This is a genomic window from Alcanivorax sp. (assembly GCF_017794965.1).
Taxonomy (GTDB): Bacteria; Pseudomonadota; Gammaproteobacteria; order Pseudomonadales; family Alcanivoracaceae; genus Alcanivorax.
In genome coordinates, this window is record NZ_CP051240.1 from 1,282,736 (window position 1) to 1,303,166 (window position 20,431).

Consider the following 20,431-nt stretch of genomic DNA (forward strand, 5'->3'; position numbering starts at 1 on the left):
GGTCAGCTAGCGACCACCCGGCGGCCGGCGTTACCTGTTCAGGGATCCGGGTAGACCGCCAGCTTGATCAAAGTTGCACCAATAGTATGATGATTGTGTTGTTCTTTCACTTGGGCCGCAGCTATGAGCACCACCCGTAAAACCATTACCGTCACCGACCAGCAGGATCACTGGATCAAGTCGCAGATTGAGGCCGGGCACTACACCAACGACAGCGAGTATATTCGAGACTTGATACGCCGTGATCAGGCGAGCCAGGCGAATATCGACGCGATTCGTGCCGCCTTGATCGAGGGCGAGCAAAGCGGTGTAGCGGAGCCTTTTGACGTCGAAACGTTCAAGCGCGAACTGGCTTCCCGGCATGGCGACAAAATCCGCTGAGTTCAAGCTTTCACCCGCAGCAAGAAAGGATATGGAGGCGGCATGGCTCTACTCCTTGCACGAGTGGGGCAGGGCGCAAGCCGACCGGTATGTGGATGAACTGGTTGAAGCTTTTACCTTTTTAGCGGGGAGTCCTGGGGCTGGTGCACAATGCGAAGCCATTCGGGCCGGGTACCGTAAGTATCCGGTGATTCGCCATGTCGTTTATTACCGCCAAGCCGGGTATGGCATCGAAGTGGTGAGGGTATTGCACGATCGAATGCTGCCCTCCAGGCATTTATAGAGGCAGGCGGATCACTAACCATCGCCTGCAGCCAGAGCCCTGAGGATCCATCGAAGACGGATCTGTAGGAGCGGCGCTTGAGCCGCGAACCCCCACACCCTAAACAAACACCTGAAGCCTATTCATTTATTTGCGCTGGAAGATTGTGTACATTCGGAATTGATAACGAATAACAATCAGCTCTGCCAGGATGGCCGGGGTGAAATGCAATAAGGGGAACGGATGCCAGGCTGTCAGTATCGACATTTTATTGCTGCCGATTGTGGCGATAGCAGTGGCGAGATTGTCTTTGCCTTTTTGATGCGGGCAAGGGGCTAGCCGTCATGGCCACTATCATCCCCAACCTCAGCACCGTTCGCGGTATGACCGCGGGCGAGCGGCGCCTGGGGCAGCGGCTGGAAACGCTGCTGGAGGATGACTACACCGTCTGGTACGACACCCCGGTGGGGCGCAACCGGCGCTATCCTGATTACATCATTCTTCATCCCGGCCGTGGCTTGCTGTTTCTGGAGGTGAAGGACTGGAAGCTGGATACCCTCAAACAGATCACCCCCCGCGATGTGGAAATCTTCACCCCCGATGGCCTGAAGACCGCCACCAATCCTCTGCAGCAAGCCCGCCAGTGTGCGCTCACCGCCATCAAGAAACTGCAGCGCGATGAACACCTGCAACAAACCTCCGCCCAGCACAAAGGCAAACTCTGTTTCCCGTGGGGCTATGGGGTGGTGTTCCCCAATATCACTCGCAAGCAATGGAACGAGGCGATCCCTGAGGATCATCAGGAACTGGTGTTGCCGCCACACCGGCTGATCTGCCGGGATGAAATGACTGCCACCGCAGACCCTGAAGTCTTCCAGGAACAACTCTGGGCCATGTTCGATTACACCTTCGGCGACAAGCTCACCCTGCCGCAGATCGATCGCATCCGCTGGAACCTGTTCCCGGAAATCCGTATCAATGCGCCCCAGCAGGGGTTGTTTGATGAAGGAGATGAGGCTGATGAAAAAAGCGAGCAGGCTAACGGGCAAGGGCAGGGCTGTCATAACGGCAGCCGGACCGTGGCAGAGAGCCAACCCGGCTACAACGCCATCCCGGATATCGTCCGCGTCATGGATCTGCAGCAGGAGCAACTGGCACGCAGCATGGGCGAGGGCCACCGGGTCATCCATGGGGTAGCCGGCTCCGGCAAGACGCTGATTCTCGGCTACCGCTGCCTGCACCTCGCCCAGGCCGTCACCAAGCCAATTCTGGTGCTGTGCTTCAACATCACCCTGGCTGCGCGGCTGCGCAGCTTTATTGCCGAAAAGGGCATCGAAGAGAAAGTACAGGTGCACCACTTCCATGAATGGTGTGGCCGGCAACTGCAAACCTACAACGTGGATCTGATCCCCGCCACGCCCGAGCTAAAACCCTGGGAGCGGCAGGTGGAGACGGTCGTGCAGGCCGTGGACAAGGGTCAGATCCCCCGCGCCCAATACAGCGCGGTGATGATCGACGAAGGCCACGATTTCGAGCAGGACTGGCTGGCACTCATCGTGCAGATGATTGACCCGGACACCAACTCCCTGCTGCTGCTCTACGACGATGCCCAGTCCATCTACAAGAAGCGCAGCCTGAAATTCCCCCTGTCCAGCGCCGGCATTCAGGCCCGTGGCCGTACTACCATCCTGAAACTGAATTACCGCAACACCCGCGAAATCCTCAGCTACGCCTACGATTTCGCCAAGGACTTCCTGCAAGCTCAGGACGCCGACGACGACCACATTCCCCTGATCGCCCCGGAAATGGCCGGCGCCAGCGGCCCGCCACCGGCATTCCGCAAGTTCGATACCTTCAACGATGAAGCCCACTACATCGCCCGCTGTATTCGTAAATGGCACCAGAACGGCCAGCCGCTCAACAACATCGCGGTGATCTACGGCTACAACTGGCAGGCAGAAACGCTGCAACGTGCCCTCAAGCGGGAAAACCTTCCTCACGCTTGGCTGAAAGATAACGCCAGCAAGAAAGCCTACGACGCCAATGCTGACCGCATTGCGTTACTTACCCGACAAAGCAGCAAGGGACTGGAGTTCGATACCGTAGTGCTGGCGGGGTTGGGGGGATTGAAGGATGACACGGAGAACCTGGAGAGTGAGGTGCGGTTGTTGTATGTAGGGATGACCCGGGCGCGGCAGCAGTTGTTGTTGACGGGGAGTGGGGGGAATTGGTTTGTGGGGCGGTTTGGTGGGTAGAGGGGTTTGGCGTCGGGCAAGAGTTGACCCCGCATCTTCACGATCTCTCCCCTCGCTTCCTTATGTCTTAGTCTTCGTTAATAATGTTAAGTAATAGATGGGAAGGTTTTTGTGAGATTTAGAACACTTAGAAAATGGGATGATTTGGAAGGGACTGAAGCGCTCTTGTTTTGTGCGCAAATGCTAGAGGAGCTCCTTTTTGACTATACACTAGACACTTATAAGCCTTCTGCTATGAATGCAAGTTTGCTTTGTTCCGAAGCATTAATGTGTGCTGCAGACATAGAGAAGGGGCTTATTGATAAAAATAACTTGAAATACATAATTGAGGAGCTGTCCCAAGTTATTCGGCGGGATCCCGTTGTTAAAAGGTTACTTTCATTAGATGTCGATTCTGTCCTGAGAAGTATTGAGGGTGGTCATGAGCGGATTGCGGATAAGAAAGTTGTGCTGGAGTTAGTGGCTTATGAGCTTAGTTTAAAGAGATATAAGGAGATGAATGAGAGTCTTTTGTCTGAGGTGGTTAAAGCTAATGGCAGGAAAAGTGATATAAGGGTTGTTGTTAGAAGTTATGTCACCACCTTGATAAATTTTGGCTATGAAAGCAAGTACTTATACAAGAAGTGCCTCGACTTTTTTTACTATGGAAGTGAAAGAATAAAGGGAAATCATAATATTGATGATTTTATAGATATTTTTAAAAAAGAGCCTGATGAATATGTGGCAATCTATAAAGCGTCTGGTATTTTCTCTGTTATTAGCGACTCATGCGAGAATATTGATATAAATGTGTCAAAAGGGGCTGATGATTATTCCGGCTTTATCTCGAGCTCTGGGTTCTCGAATATCACTTCGGATCAGGTCTATGTTGTTGTTAAAGGTATCTCTGCCTTGGATATGTATGCGGCTAAAGCTATGGCAGAAGATAGGATGGAGGTGATGAGTACATTGATGAAGTTGTTTCATCATAAGGAAAGGCCTGATTGGGAAGGACGATGTTTGATGGTTAATGAGTCGAAAGGGACTGGAGTAATTGTCGATATTCCGGTTAATACAATGCATAGATGCATTGATTTGAAACCTGAAAAAGCTTCGCTCAAGCTTAATCAGTTAATTAATGGTTTCTCCTTGCATCAAGGGTCCTTTACCAAATTCGCCAGGAGTGCGGAGCTGCATTCTTTGGCTCTTGATAGTGATTCAAGAGAGAATCAAATGATTAATCTCTGGATTGCTCTTGAGTCGCTGATTCCGTCATCGGCAAAGGAATTATCAAAAATCCAAAAATTAATAGATGCGATTATGCCGTTTATTAATATTGTTTATGTTCAGCGTCTGGTCGAAAGGTTTGTTGCTGATTTGTTTAATTGGAGTCCGGCAGCGCTTAATCGAGCTGTAAAAGGTATTCCTGGTGGGAAAATTTACGTAAAAATTGCAAAGGTATTGACGCAAGAAGAATTCAAGGGGAGGCGAGAGAAGCTATTTCAGGATTTTGGCGATTTCGTTCTTCTAAGGAATCGTGCGTTCCAAATAGGGGAAATGATTTCTAAAGGGAGCAAGGTTAGTGAAACAATTAAGATCCATGATCAGCGAGTAAGATGGCAAATTCGTCGAATTTATAGAAGCCGGAACATGATTGTTCATTCAGGTGTGACCTTAAGTTTTACTGATATTCTTATTGAGAATTTGCATGATTACTTGGATATCGTAATGTCTAAATTGGTTGCCCTTGCTTCTGGTGAGGTCAATATTAATACAATAGACCAAGGTTTCAAGTATGTGGCAATTAATTATGAGTCATACTTGAAGTTTCTTGATAAGAATAAAGATGGTTTTTCAAATGAAAGTATTGAAAAGCTTTTTTTGAGATGAAACCCCGTATTATCACTGTATTTGCCGTTGTGTACGCAGGGCCTTTCTGTGTGGGCGGGATCATTACTCAGGCCAGGATTTCGAGCACCGCAGGCAGTGGGTGGTGGATCGTCTGGCGACACACAACAGGACACCCATCAATTGGTACTCCCGCTTATTGACTTGCCGGACCTGGCTGGCTGATGGTTAACCCTTTGCTGATAAGGGGTGGTAACCGTTATGGAATGGTGTGGCTGGGATTGGCCGTGTATCTGGAGCAATGTTTTTGGGGCTGCTGCAGCGGCTTGGGTTCAAGCAGGTGCTACAGTTGCTGTTTTTGTTTGGTCAATAAAGTCTTCTAGGAAGACTTTTGAGGAGGATCAGAAGAGAACAAGAGAATCCTATGAGCGCCAACTGGAACGAGACCGGATTGAACGTGCTGCCCGTGATGAGAGGGAGTCTCAGGCAGTCAATTATGAACGACTGAAGAATCTGGCTCGGGCTGTTTTTATCGTTAATAAATCGATCATTACGATTGGCGCTCTCAAGAATATCCTTGATGAAGCTGCGAAAACTTTAGATCTTGATACTGTCCGTGTTGCAGCTCTTGTTCGTAGTGTTCATCAGGAGGCCGATTTTGTTATCAAGCTCATGATGCGCGAATTCCCAAATCCTTCTGTGCTTGGCCAGCTCCAGAGAATTGCGGTTGTACTTGATGCTGCTGCTATGTTTGGTTCTGCAGGTGCGGAAAGACTTAGATACGCTGCAAGCAAGAAAAAACTTGAAGATTCCATAAGCTACCTTAAAAAGGTGCAAAAAAATCTCATTGATTATCAGGAAGAATTCACTAAAAACCCGAATGCTACACTGGATCCAGTTGAAGGAAGTGACTTCATTTAGAGATGAATTCAAGAGATCCGGGGTCAGACCTCCAAGGATCCGGGGTCAGACCTCACATTTCACATGCAAGCATGCCCCCTACGGTTAAGCCCTGACGGTTTTGCATGACGCATGATGCAGCCGCGTAGCGGCCAAAGAAAAACCCCGGCGGATAAGCCGGGGTTTTTTGTTTCCAGTCCTGCCCTTGTGAGGCGGGGCCGGAAATTGGCATCAAGAGAGTTGTTCAGGAGCGGATAGCTATCAAAAGCACCCTCTCCCTGTCCCTCTCCCGCAAGCGGTAGAGGGGACCCTCCAGAGAGGTTAGGCGTTATACACGCTCGATGATGGTAGCGATACCCTGACCCAGGCCGATGCACATGGTGGCCAGGCCGAGTTTGCCGCCTTTCCATTCCAGTACGTTCAGCAGGGTGCCGGTGATACGCGCACCGGAGCAACCCAACAGCAACAACAGGACACCCATCAATTAGCCCTTAGCTTTGATCGGCTAATGAAAAAGTGTGAAATTTACTTGTGGGTTTGACTGTTTTTTGATCTTGTCGTACATATATGGTGTCTGTCTATCAAAAAAACACAATATGTGGTGATTTATGGATCGGGTTAAGAAGCAATATATTGAGCTCCAGGCTAGGCAGCTCCATAGGCAAATTTGGTCTCAAAGAGATAGTTTGTTTCCGGATGGTGTCTTGAGCCCGACTCGGCTTTGTGACCCCCGTATCGCGTGTGAGGTTCTCGGAATTAGCTATGAGGAGCTCCCCTACATTGATCCAAGGTTCGCACGACCTGAGGAAGGGAAGGTACTTGCAGGGTTAATAGACCGTCAGGCACAACGGATCGTTATCAGTGACGCCTTACCTAATCAAGTTATGAGATTTACTGCTGCTCACGAGCTTGGTCATTGGTGTCTGCACCAAGATCATATTTTGCATAGAGATATGCCCGTTAGTGGATCTGATGTTGTCTACCAGAGGTCAGAAGTTGAGCAGGAAGCAGACTATTTCGCAGCATGTTTCCTGATGCCTAGGAAATCTGTGGTTAAAGGCTTTCAGAGCAGATTTAAGGTGCAGGTCCCATTACATTTTACGGATAGTTTGGCTTACTGGTTGTCTCCAAATGATCCTAATTCACTAATTGGTGCTTCTCAAGACTCGTTGGCGAGAGAAAAAGCTCTGGCTCAGTGCACAGGCCTGGCTGGTGAAAGATTTCAATCTTTAGCAGATGAATTCAAAGTTTCTGTGGGTGCTATGGCTCTCCGAGTTCGTGAATTGGGGCTTGTAAGCTGGCCATGAAAGTAGATGGATCAGGAGGCAGACCTGACACATTTTAGAACACAGGAAGATTGGTGAGAACAACAGGTTAAGGCGTGATGGTTTTGAGGAAACACGAGGGTCAGGTCTTGCCCCGTGCGTTTTGTTCAGACAGATAGTTTCTTGAGCATTGCGATGAAGCGTGGCTCACGAGACGGGTCGCTCATACAATAGTATCCTTTCCCTGTGCACTTTCTTGCCTCGACCGAACACACAACCACACAACAGGACACCCAAACATTGGCAGATTTCCTACAGCTGTGATGGTTGTTGTCTGATGTTGTGCTGTCCGTAAGGTCAGCAGAAGATCCGGGGTCAGACCTCACATTTCACAGCAGAAGATCCGGGGTCAGACCTCACATTTCACATGCAAGCATGCCCCCTACGGTTAAGCCCTGACGGTTTTGCATGACGCATGATGCAGCCGCGAAGCGGCCAAAGAAAAACCCCGGCGGATAAGCCGGGGTTTTTTGTTTCCAGTCCTGCCCTTGTGAGGCGGGCCCGGAAATTGGCATCCGGGCCTGAGCGCCGGCTTGCGTCCGGCGTCAGGCTTCGGGCGTCAGGCGTTATACGCGCTCGATGATGGTAGCGATACCCTGGCCCAGGCCGATACACATGGTGGCCAGGCCGAGTTTGCCGCCTTTCCATTCCAGTACGTTCAGCAGGGTGCCGGTGATACGCGCACCGGAGCAGCCCAGCGGGTGGCCCAGGGCGATGGCGCCGCCGTTCAGGTTCACTTTCTGGTCAGCGACTTCCAGCAGCTTCAGGTCTTTCATGACGGGCAGGGACTGGGCAGCGAACGCTTCGTTCAGCTCCACGTAGTCGATGTCGTCGATGGTCAGGCCTGCGCGTGCCAGGGCCTTCTGGGTGGCCGGTACGGGACCGTAACCCATGATGGCGGCGTCGCAGCCGGCAACGGCCATGGAGACGATCTTGGCGCGGGGCTTGAGGCCCATTTCTTCGGCCTTGGCAGCGCTCATGACCAGCATGGCGGACGCACCGTCAGACAGGGCAGAGGCGGTACCGGCAGTCACGGTACCGTTGGCCGGATCGAACACCGGACGCAGTTTCTGCATGTCGGCCAGGGTGGCACCGGGACGGATCACTTCGTCGATTTCACACAGCACCTTGTTGCCTTCGGCATCGTGACCTTCGATGGGAACGATCTCGTTCTTCCAGCGACCTTCCTGGGTAGCTTCCCAGGCCAGGCGGTGGGAACGTACACCGAACTCGTCCTGCTGCTCACGGCTGATGCCGTGCATCTTGCCGAGCATTTCCGCGGTCAGGCCCATCATGTTGGAGGCCTTGGCGGTCACCTTGGAGATCTCCGGGTTGATGTCCACACCGTGATCCATGGCCACGTGACCCATGTGCTCCACACCACCGATGACGAACACGTCGCCGTTGCCGGTCTGGATGGCCTGGGCAGCGGAGTGCAGGGCCTGCATGGAAGAACCACACAGACGGTTCACGGTTTGCGCGGCGCTGGTGCGCGGCAGGCCGGCCAGCATGGCGATGTTACGGGCGATGTTCATGCCCTGTTCTTTGGTCTGGTTTACACAACCCCAGATCACGTCTTCGGTCTGCTGAACGTCCCAGCCCGGGTTACGCTCCATGAGTGCTTCGATCAGCAGGGCAGACAGTTTCTCGGCACGCACGTTACGGAACTGGCCATTACGGCTCTTGCCCATGGGCGTACGGACCGCATCGACGATGACTACGTCATTCGGATTCAAGCTCATATCTATATCTCCTGTCAGTCCGTGGCTTAGGCGAAGAAAGACTCGCCCTTGGCGGCCATGTCTTTGAGCATCTGCGGTGCTTCGTAGATGCCACCCAGGTGCGCGTACTTGTCGCACAGCTCAACAAAGGCTTGGGTGCCCATGCTGTCGATGTAGCGCAGCGGGCCACCACGGAAGGGAGGGAAGCCGATGCCGTAGATCATGGCCATGTCGGCCTCGGCAGCGGAACCTACGATGTTGTCTTCCAGGCAGCGAACGGTTTCGGTGCACATGGGGATCATCATGCGGGCGATGATTTCCTCGGCGTCGAATTCCCGGGTCTCGGCCACGTGGGGCTTGATCAGTTCCCAGGTCTTCTCGTCGGCCACCTTCTTCGGCTTGCCTTTCTTGTCGGTTTCGTAGCGGTAGAAACCCACGCCGTTCTTCTGGCCGTAACGCTCGTTTTCGAACATCACGGTGGAGACGTCCTTGAAGTCGTACTGCATACGCTCGGGGAAGCCTTCAGCCATCACCTGGGCGGCGTGTACGCCGGTGTCGATACCGACCACGTCCATCAGGTAGGCCGGGCCCATGGGCCAGCCGAACTTCTGCATGACCTTGTCCACGGCTTCGAAGTCCGCGCCGTCACGCATCAGCATGCCGAAGCCGCCGAAGTACGGGAACAGAACGCGGTTAACCAGGAACCCGGGACAGTCGTTAACCACGATGGGGTTCTTGCCCATTTTCTGGGCGTAGGCCACCAGGGTAGCGACGGTTTCGTCGGAGGTTTTCTCACCACGGATCACTTCCACCAGCGGCATCATGTGTACCGGGTTGAAGAAGTGCATACCGGCGAAGTCCTGCGGACGCTCCAGCGCTTCGGCCAGCTTGGTGATGGAGATCGTGGAGGTGTTGGACGCCAGAACGGTGCCTTCCTTCACTTTACCTTCGGTTTCGGCCAGAACGGACTGCTTGATCTTCTGGTTTTCGACCACGGCTTCAACGATCACGTTGACGTTGTCGAAGTCGCCGTAGTTCAGGGTCGGACGGATGGCAGACAGGACTTTACCCATCTTGGCGGCATCCATCTTGCCCTTGCTGACGCGCTTGGCGAGCAGCTTGGAGGCTTCGTTCATGCCCAGGTCCAGCGCTTTGTCGGCGATGTCCTTCATGATGATCGGGGTGCCTTTGAGGGCAGACTGGAAGGCGATACCGCCACCCATGATACCGGCGCCCAGAACGGCGGCCTGGTTGATTTCACCAGCGCCTTTGGCGGTCTTGCCGTTCACTTTCTTCACGGCCTGATCGGCCAGGAACAGACCTACCAGCGCGGTGGCTTGCGGGGTCTTGGCGATCTTGGCGAAGCCCTTGGCTTCCACTTCCAGAGCCTGGTCGCGGTTCATGCCGGCAGCGGTCTGCATGGCTTTCACGGCGGCAACTGGAGCGGGGTAGTTCTTGCCAGCCTGACCCATGACCATGGCCATGCAGGTCTGGAAGGCCATCATGTTTTCCATGGGCGGCAGCTTCAGGGGCTCGAGCTTTTCCTGACGCTTGGCGCGGAAGTCGATTTTGCCTTCCAGGCACTGCTTCACCAGGGCGATGGCAGCGTCGTTCAGCTTGTCGTGAGCCACAACGGCATCGGCAACACCCACTTTCAGGGCCTTGTCGGCGCGGTGCTGACCACCAGCGGCGATCCACTCAACGGCGTTGTCCACACCGACCAGGCGCGGCAGACGCACGGTGCCGCCGAAGCCCGGGTACAGGCCCAGCTTCACTTCCGGCAGACCCACCTGCGCCTTCTCGCTGAGGACACGGAAGTCGGCAGCCAGACACATTTCCAGACCACCACCCAGGGCGATGCCGTTCACGGCAACCACTTTGGGAATGTCCAGATCTTCAAATGCGTTGAAGACCTTGTTGGATTTCAGACACCAGCCGGCAATTTCTTCTTCCGGCAGTTTGAACATGTCTGTGAATTCGGTGATGTCAGCGCCAACGATGAAAACCCCTTTGCCGGAGGTCACGATCAGGCCCTTGATGTCGCTGTTGCCCTGAATGGCTTCGACGGCCTTACCGAGATCTTCCACGGTTTCCTGGTTGAACTTGTTAACGGACTCGCCCTGAAGATCGAACTTCAGTTCGGCGATGCCGTCGTCAAGCAGTTGTACGCTTACGGCGTTGCCTTGATAGATCATAGCGTTTGCTCTCCAGTCCCAAAGTACGCGGCGCAATCGGCCGCTTTGGTAATGCCCCTGGTCCCTCAAAATGGGGGAGGCGACGTGATTCATGTGAGTGTTTGCTTACATAAATCAACGAACTTGCAGGCCCGCAAGTATAGGGAAGGTGAATGACTTTTTTAGCCCTAATTTGTGACCGTCTGGTCGGATGGCGTGATTGGTGAAGAATGTGTCGCAACGTGCGCGATGGCTGAGGCAGAGCGCAATGTCTCGAGCCTTGCCCGGGCCGCGGTCTGCTGGCGTTTGCGGTTTCCTGCTTTGCGGTGGGACCACCGCGCCCACCAGGAAAGGCGTTGGCGTTGCTTGCATGTCTCGTCCCTGTACTTTCCATGTATCACGTCATCGCAACCGCCCCAAGGATGCGCTTTTCTGGCGCCGTCTTAAAGGGGGGAAGGGGGATACAGTCTGTCCACTCCGGTGGCTGCTCGTTGGTGAGTGAATGAGGCCTGCCCGTAGGAAACGACACTGGAGAACGGGGATTGTTCTTGTAGGAGCCCAGCTTGCCTGGGCGAAAGGCTTCGAGACGCGAGTGGCGAGTTTCGGGTTGCGAAAGCCTGGCCTGAGCGGTCCAACGGTCTTTGCTTTTGAAATCCGCTCATCGTGACTCGCAACCGTCTATTCGCCCAGGCGAGCTGGGCTCCTACAGATCCGGGGGCGGATGGTTCGGCCAACACTGCGGGGAAGGGCGGGCGTGGTGCGTCGCTTTTAAGGTAAACTGCCCGACACGCTCATTCCTGCCCTTGTAGGAGCCCAGCTTGCCTGGGCGAAAGGCTTCGAGACGCGAGTGGCGAGTGTCAAGTTGCGACAACCTGGCCCGAGCGGTCCAACGGTTTTTGCTTTTGAAATCCGCTCATCGTGACTCGCAACCGTCTATTCGCCCAGGCGAGCTGGGCTCCTATAGATCCGGGGGCGGATGGTTCGGCCAACATTGCGGGGAAGGCGGGCGTGGTGCGTCGCTTTTAAGGTAAACTGCCCGGCACTCTCATTCCTGCCCTTGTAGGAGCCCAGCTTGCCTGGGCGAAAGGCTTCGAGACGCGAGTGACGAGTGTCGAGTTGCAACAACCTGCCCCGAGCGGTCCAGCGGTTTTGCTTTTGAAATTCGCTCATCGTGACTCGCAACGGTCTCTTCGCCCAGGCGAGCTGGGCTCCTACAGATCCGGGGGGAAGGTTCGGCCATCACTGCGGGGAAGGCGGGCGTGGTGCGTCGCTTTTAAGGTAAACTGCCCGGCACGCTCATTCCTGCCCTTGTAGGAGCCCAGCTTGCCTGGGCGAAAGGCTTCGAGACGCGAGTGACGAGTTTCGGGTTGCGACAACCTGGCCCGAGCGGCCAGCGGTTTTTGTTTTTCGACACCCGCGCCTTGTGACTCGCAACGGTCCATTCGCCCCTCAAGATGCGCTCCTGCAAAGGCTCCCGTTACAGGTTGTTTGATGCCCATCGATGCACTGCGTTTGCCGACGATTACCCGCCGCCCCCAGCACACGCCGGACTGGCCGGATGTGCCTCCGTTGCTGGCGAGGATTCTGGCCGGGCGTGGGGTAGAGGATCCGGCGCAGCTTGAGCTGGCCCTGAAGCGCCTGCCACATCCGCAGGGGTTTACTGGCCTGGCGGGCGCGGTGCAATTGTTGCTGCAGGCCCGTGCCGAGCATTGGCGTATCTGTATTGTGGGCGACTACGATGCCGACGGCGCCACCGCCACCACGTTGATGGTGCGTGGGCTTGAACTGTTGGGCTTCCCGCGCCCGGATTTTCTGGTGCCGGACCGCTTTGAATACGGCTACGGCCTGTCGCCTGCCATTGTGGAGCTGGCCGAGCAGCAATATCAGCCTGACCTGATTATTACCGTGGATAACGGCATCGCCAGTGTGGACGGGGTGGCGGCAGCCCGGGCCCGCGGCATGCGGGTACTGATTACCGATCACCACCTACCCGGCGACACCCTCCCTGACGCGGACGCGCTGGTGAACCCGCGCCTGCCGGGCTGTGAGGATTTCCCCGCGGCCAATCTGGCCGGTGTGGGGGTGGCGTTCTATTTGCTGATGGATCTGCAGCGGGTGCTTCGCGAGCAGGGCTTCCAGCCGGCGCAGCCAATAACCGATCTGCTGGACCTGGTGGCGCTGGGGACGGTGGCCGATGTGGTGGTGCTGGATGATGCCAACCGGGTGCTGGTGGAGCAGGGGCTGCGGCGGATTCGGGCGGGCAAGGGCTGCCCGGGGATTCGTGCATTGCTGCAGGTGGCCGGCCGTGATCCGGGCCGGGTGCTGGCCGCGGATATGGGCTTTGCCGCAGGGCCGCGTCTGAACGCCGCGGGCCGGCTTTCTGATATGACCCACGGCATCGCCTGCCTGCTTTCGCAAAGCGATGCCGAAGCCATGGAGATGGCTCAGGAGCTGGATACCATTAACCGGGAGCGCCGTTCCATTGAGCAGGGCATGCGCGATGCGGCCATGGAAGAGGTGAACCGGCTGGATGCAGACAATCTGCCGGCGGGGCTGTGTCTCTATGGGGACAAATGGCATGAAGGAGTGGTGGGGATTCTTGCCTCGCGGGTAAAGGAAGCCATTCACCGCCCGGTAATTGCCTTTGCACCGGCCCAGCAGCCGGGCACCCTGAAGGGCTCGGGTCGCTCTATCCCCGGTTTGCATTTGCGCGATGCGCTGGATGCGGTGGCCACCCGTAACCCGGGTTTGCTCAGCAAGTTCGGCGGCCATGCCATGGCGGCGGGGCTGTCACTGGACCTGGACCAACTGGAGCGGTTCAAGGCCGCCTTCGAGGCGGTGGTGGGCGAGATGCTGTCGCCCCGGGCGCTGGAGCGGCGGGTGGAAACGGATGGAGAGTTAGCGGATCAGGATCTGACCCTGGGGAATGCCGAGTTGCTGAGTCATCGGTTTCCCTGGGGACAGGGCTTCCCGGCCCCCTGTTTTGATGGCGAGTTCGAGGTGTTGCAGCACCGCATCGTCGGCGAGCGGCACCTGAAGCTGACCCTGGGTTTGCCGGGTGTCAGCGGGGTGATTGATGCCATCCATTTCAATGTGCCGGTGGAAGCACTGCCGGGGCGTATCCGTCGCGTGCGGGGGGTGTACCGGTTAGAGGTGAACGAATTCCGCGGCCAGCGCAATCCGCAGTTGCTGTTCGAGCATTTGATTCCGGTGGAAGGGCGCTAGCCCGGTTTTGTAGAGCCCAGCTTGCCTGGGCGAAGAGACCGTTGCGTGTCATGAGAGCGAGTGTCGAAAAGCAAAATCCCTGACCGCTGGAGCGGGGTTTTCGCAACTCGTCACTCTCGTCATAACGCCTTTCGCCCAGGCAAGCTGGGCTCCTACAGGGGCTTTGGGGCAAGCTGAATCTCCCACAGTGAAAGGCCTGGGCTTCTTTCAGGTTTATCCGCTTCTACGGAAAGGTAGGGGGAGGGAATCCCCTGGGAGGCTGAGAGGGGATTCTTGCTGCGTGCAGCGTCCACATCTCCACATCTCCCGTGCTCCGGCACGTGGCCGGAGTCGGCGGAGATAATGTGAAAGGTATCAGGCGCAGTAACGGCCGTATTGGCTGAGGGCCTTGCTGCTGTGTGGGTCCACCAGATCTACCCAGACCTGCATGGAGTCCTGATTCCGGGTGTTTTGCAGGTTGCTGAAATCACCGGGGGTAAAGTTGCCTTTCAGTGTGTCACCGGCCTGGGGGCTGATGCCATCCAGTTGCTTCACCAGCACCATGCCGGAACTGGAATTCAGCAACATGTATTCGCAGCTCTGACTGAGGATGACGGTTGCCTGCTGATCTGCAGCATGGGCCTGACCGGTGAGGAGCAGGGCGCCAGCCATTGCGGCACCGCACAGATGCATCTTGAGTGCTGACATGATTCCATCCTTCCTTGTTATTGTTCACTAACAGCCGTTCTGTGTTCACCTTACTTGGCAAGCCGACGCCATCCTGTTGTCGAATCGCAGTAAAGCTGTAACGCCCGTGTAGTCTTTTATTACGTTCCTTCAGACGCGTTGAGGATGGCACAAATAGTGGCACTGCAATATCAACGTTTCGTGCCCAATTTCGGTAGGGTTTTCGTCTGATTCGATCCCGTCGCCTAGGTGGAAATTCACTGCAGAGTCGGGGCAGATGTCGTAATCTGCGTCGCACAGGCACGCACAGTTGAGGGAGGCAGGGTGAAACAGGCTGGATGGCTTGGGGGGATGGTGGCTTTGCTGCTGAGTGCCCCGCTCTCGGCGGCAATGGCCGAAACCGATGAGCTGATGACCAATATCGAGAAAGGGGCAGACGCGCCCCCCATCGAGCGTGGCAACCTGGTGCTGGTGCCGATTCCCATGTCCAACCCCACGCTGGGTACCGGCTTGCAGTTGGCCGGGTTGTATCTGCACCCGGTGGATGAGGATCACGAGGGCCCCAATCCCACCAGTGGGGTGGGGGGGATGTACACCAGTACGGACAGTTGGGTGGCCGGGGTGTTTCACCAGAATTACCTCTTTGATGACCGCTTGCGGGTAATGGCGGCGGCCGGGGCGGGATCGTTGAATCTGGAATACTTCGGCTTTGGTGGTGACGGGCCCTTTGCTGACAACCCGCTGGATTATTCCATCGATATGGCACTGGGGCTGGTGCGTACCCAGTTCCGGGTACCGGGAACGGATCACTGGTTTGCCGGGCCGGCAGTCCTTTACTCCGAAGGGGATGTGGCGATGTCGTTGAGCCAGCTAGTGCCCCAGTTGCCGGGACTTGAAAAGGATATCGCCCTGGGGGCTGGCGGGCTGGTGTTGACCTATGACAGCCGCGACAACAACTATTACCCCCGTGAGGGCGTCATGTTCTCGGCTTCCTGGTATGACTACGGCGATACCTTCGGCAGCGATTTTGACTATGGCAAGACCACGCTGAACTACAGCTATTATGCTTCGCTGTCAGAGGCCGTGGTGTTGGCCGTGAACGGGGTGCTTGAACATACCACCCGCGGAGCACCTTTCTTCGCCCGCTCGGCCATGCAGGTGCGTGGCTACAACCATGGTCGTTATATGGACGATGTGGCCCTGACCACCCGGCTTGAGGGCCGCTACAAGTTCAAGCCCCGCTGGGCTCTGAAGGCGTTCTATGATGCCGGCTGGATCAGTGATGACAGGGACCAGGTGCTGGAAGGCGAGACCGCATCCAGTATCGGCACCGGCATCCACTGGCAGACCACCGCCGAGAAACCCCTGCATCTGGGGGTGGATGTGGCGTTCACCGAAGATGATGACACGGTGTTCTTTATTCAGCTGGGGGAACGGTTTTAGGGCAGAAGTCCCTGTAGGAGCCCAGCTTGCCTGGGCGAAAGGAGTTAAGAAGCGAGTGACGAGTTGCGAAAACCTGCCCCGGGCGATTAGAGAGGGGCGAAACGCGCGCCTCGTCACTCGCAACACAGTCTTCGCCCAGGCAAGCTGGGCTCCTACAGGGAGATTAGAGCCAGGCTGCGTTCCAGTAGGGGTAATCCCGCACACTTCTCACCAGCCCTGCACGCAGCGGGTTGGCCACAACATAGCGGGCGGTGGGGAGCAGGTCGGCTTCTTTACGGATGGCTCTGTCATGAAAGCCCTTTTGCCAGAGGCGGGTTCCTGCTTGATGACTGAGACTTCCCTTTATCATCTTGACGGCTTTGCTGACATCACCTTCCCGCAAGGAGAATAACCAGTGGATGTGGTCTGGCATTACTACATAGCACCAGTTTTGTAGCTGGTCCTGTCTTTCTGTCTGATACAGGCGCCGGCAGGCGAGCATTGCCAGCGCAGGGTCAGTGAAGTGCTTCTCACGATTCCTGGTTACGAAGGTAATGAGGTAGGAGCGTCCCGTTTCTGAGAATCTCCCTTTCCTGAGCTGATGGCCTTCATATGTCTTCATCCCCTGAAGATAGGCCATGAAACGAGGGAGCTCTGTCCGACAATGAGTAGCGTCGCTGTAAGCCGGACAGGACGCACCGTGTGAGACGTCGGCCCATCGGGACTCTCCATTCCCTGTAGGAGCCCAGCTTGCCTGGGCGAAAGGGGGCTTTCGAAACTCGCGCCTCGCCATTCGCAACGCATTTTTCGCCCAGGCAAGCTGGGCTCCTACAGAGGGGGGGGGATGGTGCGCTTGCAGGGACCCCGGCAAAATTGTCGACAATTGCTGTTAGGTTGCGGGGTTTTTGCTAGGATTGCGCTCTGCCTCCTCCCTCCACCGATGGGAAGCGGAGGGTTGCTGTTTCTTTGATGTGTGGCCCACAAGGCTTCACTTCCATTGACTCTGGCGCCGGGCTATCGCCCGCCGTCTTTGTGTCCTTAACGGAGGGGACCTGATGAAAACGATACACAAGCACCGTCTCAACGTGTCCAGTGATGTGCAGGAGATCCGCTTGCCGGAATCGGGCACGGTGCTGAAAGTGGACTATATTCTGCAGGATGCGGCGATCTGCATGTGGGTGGAAGTGGATGCGGAATCCGTGATCGACACTCCCAAGGAAGTCCGTACCTTCAAGGTTTTCACCACTGGTTCCGGGATCCCGGACAATGCCAGCTACCTGGGCACCACCATTGATCACATGAAAGCCCAGGCCTACCACGTCTACGAGCTGAAAGACTGACCAACAGCGCCCGGATGGGAGCGTGCCGGCTGGCGACACCGTCCCGGAACGCTCCTGCGGGCCAGTGCTGACCACGTTGTGCACCCTTTACGGCTGCCGCCCCTCGTCAGCCAATCCGCAAACCGTTAGACTGCGCAGCTTTCCGGGCACTTTTTCGCCCATTGCCAAGATAGTACCCAGACCAGAGAGACGTAATGGAAGTCAATCCGCTGCGAACCCATCTTTCCGAACTCACTGAGCGCGTGGACGCGCTTAGGGGGTATCTTTGACTACGATACCAAGCACGAGCGTCTGACCGAGGTCACCCGCGAACTGGAAAGCCCGGATGTCTGGAACGATCCGGAATACGCCCAGGGCCTGGGCAAGGAACGGGCCCAGCTGGAGGGGATCGTCAAGACCATTGACGACGCCACCCAGGGTATCGAAGACACCAGTGGCCTGCTGGAGCTGGTGGTAGAAGAAGACGACGAAGACACCTTGCCTGAGGTGGAAAGCGAGCTGGAACGGCTGGAGGCCATGGTGGCGGATCTGGAATTCCGTCGCATGTTCTCTGGCGAAATGGACAGCAGCAACGCCTATCTGGATATCCAGGCCGGGTCCGGTGGTACCGAGGCCCAGGACTGGGCGGAGATGATGCTGCGCATGTACCTGCGCTGGGGTGAGGCCCATGGCTTCAAGACCGAGCTGGTGGAAGCCTCCGACGGTGATGTGGCAGGCATCAAGTCCGCCACTGTGCGGTTCGAGGGTGAGTACGCTTTCGGCTGGCTGCGCACCGAAACCGGCGTGCACCGTCTGGTGCGCAAGAGCCCGTTCGATTCCGGCGGCCGCCGCCACACCTCGTTCAGCTCCGTGTTCGTCTCCCCGGAAGTGGATGACAATATCGATGTGGATATCGATATGGGTAACATGCGGGTGGACACCTACCGCGCCTCCGGTGCGGGTGGTCAGCACGTTAACCGGACGGATTCCGCGGTACGACTGACCTATACCTTCAAGGACGACGGCGGTACCGAGCATACCGTGGTGACCCAGTGTCAGAGCGAGCGAAGCCAGCACCAGAACAAGGACAAGGCCATGAAGATGATGCAGGCCAAGGTCTACGAACTGGAAATGCAGCGTCGCAACGCCGAAAAACAGGCCATGGAAGACAACAAGGCCGATATTGGCTGGGGCAGCCAGATCCGCTCGTACGTGCTGGATGATGGCCGGATCAAGGATCTGCGCACCAATGTGGAAAGCCACAATACCCAGCAGGTACTGGACGGGGCCCTGGACCAGTTTATCGAAGCGTCCCTGAAGGCAGGGTTGTGACAACGCCGGACGCTTGATGCCCGACGCCGGACGCTACCCCAAAGCGTCCAGCGTCAGGCATCAGGCGCTTTACTGGAAGCACAGAGCTATGAGCCAAGAGCAAACCACACCGAATACTGAATCCGAACAGCAGGAATCCGAAAACCGCCTGATCGCCGAGCGTCGCGCCAAGCTGGCGGAGCTGCGTGAAGCGGGCAATGCGTTCCCCAATCACTTCCGTCGCGATTCCCTGGCGGCTGATCTGCAGGCGCAGTACGGCGAATTCAGCAAGGAAGAGCTGGCCGAGAAAAACATCACCGTGGCGGTGGCCGGTCGCCTGATGCTGGACCGCAAGGCATTCAAGGTCCTGCAGGACATGTCCGGGCGTATCCAGATCTATGCCAGCAAGGATGTACAGAAGGACACCAAGCACTGGGATCTGGGCGATATCGTCGGGGTGCGCGGTACCCTGTGCAAATCCGGCAAGGGTGACCTTTATGTGATGATGGATGAGTACCTGCTGCTCACCAAGTCCCTGCGTCCGCTGCCTGAAAAGCACAAGGGGCTCACCGATACCGAAGCCCGTTATCGCCAGCGCTACGTGGACCTGATCGTGAATGAGGAAAGCCGCCGGGCCTTCCAGATCCGCTCCCAGGTGGTTGCCGGGATTCGAAATTACCTGGTGAAGAAGGGCTTCGTGGAAGCGGAAACCCCCATGCTGCAGGTGATTCCGGGGGGCGCGTCGGCTCGCCCGTTCATCACCCATCACAACAGCCTCGACATGGACATGTACCTGCGCATCGCACCGGAACTGTACCTGAAGCGGCTGGTTGTGGGTGGTTTCGAAAAGGTGTTCGAGATCAACCGCAATTTCCGTAACGAAGGGTTGTCCACCCGGCATAACCCGGAATTCACCATGCTGGAGTTCTATCAGGCCTACGGTAACTACCTGGACCTGATGAACCTGACCGAAGACATGCTGCGCACCTTGGCCCAGGATGTACTGGGCACTACGGACGTGGACTACCAGGGTGAAGTGTATGACTTTGGCAAGCCGTTCGCGCGCATGACGGTGGTCGAGTCCATTCTGCACTTCAACCCGGACATGGATCCGGCGGCGCTGGCGGACGATGCCGGTGCCCGCAAGATCGCCGAAGGCCTGGGCATTCCGCTGAAAGACAGCTACGGGCTGGGCAAGGTGCAGATCGAGATTTTCGAGAAAACCGTGGAGCACCGCCTCAAGGACCCCACCTTTATCACCGAGTACCCCACCGAGGTCTCTCCGCTGGCTCGTCGTATGGATGACAACCCCTTTGTCACCGAGCGTTTCGAGTTCTTTATCGGCGGGCGTGAAATCGGCAACGGTTTCTCGGAGCTGAACGATGCCGAGGATCAGGCGGAACGTTTCCAGGCACAGGTTGCCGAAAAGGATGCGGGCGACGACGAAGCCATGTTCTTCGATGAAGATTATGTGGTGGCCCTGGAGCACGGGCTGCCGCCCACGGCGGGTGAGGGGATAGGAATTGACCGCCTGGTCATGTTGTTTACCAATTCCCCGTCGATTCGTGATGTAATTCTGTTTCCGCACATGCGTCCCCAGGGGCGCGGGTAAACTTTTTTGGGGCACGCCTTGTGCCCCTGCC

Annotated in this window: 15 protein-coding genes and 2 pseudogenes; 12 read left to right on the forward strand and 5 right to left on the reverse strand. The window is 56.3% G+C overall.

Annotated features, from left to right (window positions below; genetic code table 11):
• The first annotated feature begins 123 nt into the window (after nt 1–123).
• From HF945_RS05725 to HF945_RS05750, 6 genes and pseudogenes are all read left to right on the forward strand, one after another.
• Nucleotides 124–381 (forward strand): type II toxin-antitoxin system ParD family antitoxin, encoded by a 258-nt coding sequence (locus HF945_RS05725; protein WP_290524786.1) that lies wholly within the window; start codon nt 124–126, stop codon nt 379–381.
• Nucleotides 362–664, forward strand: a complete 303-nt coding sequence (locus tag HF945_RS05730) for a type II toxin-antitoxin system RelE/ParE family toxin (RefSeq protein ID WP_290524787.1) — start codon at nt 362–364, stop codon at nt 662–664. The genes HF945_RS05725 and HF945_RS05730 overlap by 20 nt, the downstream gene beginning before the upstream one ends.
• A gap of 323 nt (nt 665–987) precedes the next feature.
• Complete coding sequence (locus tag HF945_RS05735; RefSeq protein ID WP_290524788.1) at nt 988–2,898, forward strand: 3'-5' exonuclease; 1,911 nt, start codon at nt 988–990, stop codon at nt 2,896–2,898.
• Between the two features lie 111 nt (nt 2,899–3,009).
• Nucleotides 3,010–4,767, forward strand: a complete 1,758-nt coding sequence (locus HF945_RS05740; protein WP_290524789.1) for a hypothetical protein — start codon at nt 3,010–3,012, stop codon at nt 4,765–4,767.
• 19 nt (nt 4,768–4,786) lie between these two features.
• Nucleotides 4,787–4,882: pseudogene (locus HF945_RS05745) on the forward strand (transposase); the annotation flags it as partial.
• Nucleotides 4,883–4,974: 92 nt separating this feature from the next.
• Nucleotides 4,975–5,646, forward strand: coding sequence for a hypothetical protein (locus HF945_RS05750; protein WP_290524790.1), 672 nt, complete (start codon nt 4,975–4,977; stop codon nt 5,644–5,646).
• 307 nt (nt 5,647–5,953) lie between these two features.
• On the opposite strand, the pseudogene fadA (HF945_RS05755) reads toward HF945_RS05750, so the two are convergent.
• Nucleotides 5,954–6,085, reverse strand: a pseudogene (gene fadA / locus HF945_RS05755) (acetyl-CoA C-acyltransferase); the annotation flags it as partial.
• A 148-nt stretch (nt 6,086–6,233) separates the two neighbouring features.
• On the opposite strand from fadA (HF945_RS05755), the gene HF945_RS17370 reads away from it, so the two are divergent.
• Entirely contained in the window at nt 6,234–6,932 is a 699-nt protein-coding gene (locus HF945_RS17370; protein WP_366492672.1) for an ImmA/IrrE family metallo-endopeptidase, read from the forward strand.
• 584 nt (nt 6,933–7,516) lie between these two features.
• Here the strand turns inward: HF945_RS17370 and fadA (HF945_RS05760) are convergent.
• Together fadA (HF945_RS05760) and fadB are read right to left on the reverse strand one after the other, a co-directional pair.
• Nucleotides 7,517–8,692 carry an acetyl-CoA C-acyltransferase FadA gene (gene fadA, locus HF945_RS05760; RefSeq protein ID WP_290524791.1) on the reverse strand — a complete coding sequence of 392 codons (1,176 nt, stop codon included), beginning with the start codon at nt 8,690–8,692 and terminating at the stop codon, nt 7,517–7,519.
• 26 nt (nt 8,693–8,718) lie between these two features.
• Complete coding sequence (gene fadB / locus HF945_RS05765) at nt 8,719–10,866, reverse strand: fatty acid oxidation complex subunit alpha FadB (protein ID WP_290524792.1); 2,148 nt, start codon at nt 10,864–10,866, stop codon at nt 8,719–8,721.
• Between the two features lie 1,470 nt (nt 10,867–12,336).
• Between fadB and recJ the strand changes: the two genes are divergently transcribed.
• A complete protein-coding gene (recJ, locus tag HF945_RS05770) occupies nt 12,337–14,070 on the forward strand; it encodes a single-stranded-DNA-specific exonuclease RecJ (protein WP_290524793.1) in 1,734 nt (577 codons plus the stop codon).
• Nucleotides 14,071–14,424: 354 nt separating this feature from the next.
• Here the strand turns inward: recJ and HF945_RS05775 are convergent, their stop codons facing one another.
• Entirely contained in the window at nt 14,425–14,757 is a 333-nt protein-coding gene (locus tag HF945_RS05775) for a hypothetical protein (protein WP_290524794.1), read from the reverse strand.
• 303 nt (nt 14,758–15,060) lie between these two features.
• On the opposite strand from HF945_RS05775, the gene HF945_RS05780 reads away from it, so the two are divergent.
• Nucleotides 15,061–16,179 carry a BamA/TamA family outer membrane protein gene (locus tag HF945_RS05780; RefSeq protein WP_290524795.1) on the forward strand — a complete coding sequence of 373 codons (1,119 nt, stop codon included), beginning with the start codon at nt 15,061–15,063 and terminating at the stop codon, nt 16,177–16,179.
• 163 nt (nt 16,180–16,342) lie between these two features.
• On the opposite strand, the gene HF945_RS05785 is transcribed toward HF945_RS05780, so the two are convergent.
• The gene (locus HF945_RS05785) at nt 16,343–16,798 is read right to left on the reverse strand and encodes a transposase (RefSeq protein ID WP_290524796.1); all 456 of its coding nucleotides are present in this window, start codon (nt 16,796–16,798) and stop codon (nt 16,343–16,345) included.
• Nucleotides 16,799–17,213: 415 nt separating this feature from the next.
• On the opposite strand from HF945_RS05785, the gene HF945_RS05790 reads away from it, so the two are divergent.
• The 3 genes from HF945_RS05790 to lysS all read left to right on the forward strand — a co-directional run bounded on the left by HF945_RS05790 (nt 17,214) and on the right by lysS (nt 20,400).
• Complete coding sequence (locus tag HF945_RS05790) at nt 17,214–17,498, forward strand: hypothetical protein (RefSeq protein WP_290524797.1); 285 nt, start codon at nt 17,214–17,216, stop codon at nt 17,496–17,498.
• Nucleotides 17,499–17,692: 194 nt separating this feature from the next.
• Nucleotides 17,693–18,809, forward strand: a protein-coding gene (gene prfB / locus HF945_RS05795; RefSeq protein ID WP_290524798.1) for a peptide chain release factor 2 whose coding sequence is annotated in 2 segments (ribosomal slippage) — nt 17,693–17,764 and nt 17,766–18,809 — 1,116 coding nt in all. Because the reading frame shifts where the segments join, the coding sequence is not laid out codon by codon here.
• An 88-nt stretch (nt 18,810–18,897) separates the two neighbouring features.
• Nucleotides 18,898–20,400: a lysine--tRNA ligase gene (gene lysS, locus HF945_RS05800; protein ID WP_290524799.1), complete on the forward strand. Its 1,503-nt coding sequence runs from the start codon at nt 18,898–18,900 to the stop codon at nt 20,398–20,400.
• Nucleotides 20,401–20,431: the final 31 nt, after the last annotated feature.

What these genes read in the sequence shown, in the direction of transcription:
- HF945_RS05725 (WP_290524786.1), top strand. Translation starts at nt 124, where the DNA reads ATGAGCACCACCCGTAAAACCATTACCGTCACCGACCAGCAGGATCAC.
- HF945_RS05730 (WP_290524787.1), top strand. Translation starts at nt 362, where the DNA reads ATGGCGACAAAATCCGCTGAGTTCAAGCTTTCACCCGCAGCAAGAAAG.
- HF945_RS05735 (WP_290524788.1), top strand. Translation starts at nt 988, where the DNA reads ATGGCCACTATCATCCCCAACCTCAGCACCGTTCGCGGTATGACCGCG.
- HF945_RS17370 (WP_366492672.1), top strand. Translation starts at nt 6,234, where the DNA reads ATGGATCGGGTTAAGAAGCAATATATTGAGCTCCAGGCTAGGCAGCTC.
- fadA (WP_290524791.1), bottom strand. Translation starts at nt 8,692, where the DNA reads ATGAGCTTGAATCCGAATGACGTAGTCATCGTCGATGCGGTCCGTACG.
- fadB (WP_290524792.1), bottom strand. Translation starts at nt 10,866, where the DNA reads ATGATCTATCAAGGCAACGCCGTAAGCGTACAACTGCTTGACGACGGC.
- recJ (WP_290524793.1), top strand. Translation starts at nt 12,337, where the DNA reads ATGCCCATCGATGCACTGCGTTTGCCGACGATTACCCGCCGCCCCCAG.
- HF945_RS05775 (WP_290524794.1), bottom strand. Translation starts at nt 14,757, where the DNA reads ATGTCAGCACTCAAGATGCATCTGTGCGGTGCCGCAATGGCTGGCGCC.
- HF945_RS05785 (WP_290524796.1), bottom strand. Translation starts at nt 16,798, where the DNA reads ATGGCCTATCTTCAGGGGATGAAGACATATGAAGGCCATCAGCTCAGG.
- HF945_RS05790 (WP_290524797.1), top strand. Translation starts at nt 17,214, where the DNA reads ATGAAAACGATACACAAGCACCGTCTCAACGTGTCCAGTGATGTGCAG.
- lysS (WP_290524799.1), top strand. Translation starts at nt 18,898, where the DNA reads ATGAGCCAAGAGCAAACCACACCGAATACTGAATCCGAACAGCAGGAA.